We start from the raw sequence: 263 nt of genomic DNA, 5'->3' as shown, positions 1-263 counted from the left end.
GAATATGTGCGCTGACCTGTGGAGCTTTGCCCTCTCGACTTACGCCCGCCCGGGCGTCGAGGCCGCCTGCCTGCGCTTGCAGGAGCAAGGGGCGGATGTGTGCCTGCTGCTCTGCGGCGCGTGGCTGGAACAGCGGGGCGTGGCGTGTGTGCCCGAGCGCGTGCATGCATTGCAACAATTGGCGCGTCCTTGGCAGGCGCAGGTGATCGAACCATTGCGGCAAGTGCGTGTGCAATGGCGTGCAATGGCACAGCAGGATGAGC

At 65.4% G+C, this 263-nt stretch carries 1 protein-coding gene; it reads left to right on the top strand.

Annotated elements, in window-relative coordinates:
* Nucleotides 1-263, top strand: a 263-nt coding sequence (locus H6B31_RS16965; RefSeq protein WP_204899551.1) for a TIGR02444 family protein, incomplete at both ends; no start/stop codon positions are given.

The organism is Pseudoflavonifractor capillosus (genome assembly GCF_016899775.1).
GTDB lineage: Bacteria > Bacillota > Clostridia > Oscillospirales > Oscillospiraceae > Lawsonibacter.
Note: the sequence above shows the minus strand (reverse complement) of the source record. Positions and strands in the feature narration are given on the sequence as shown.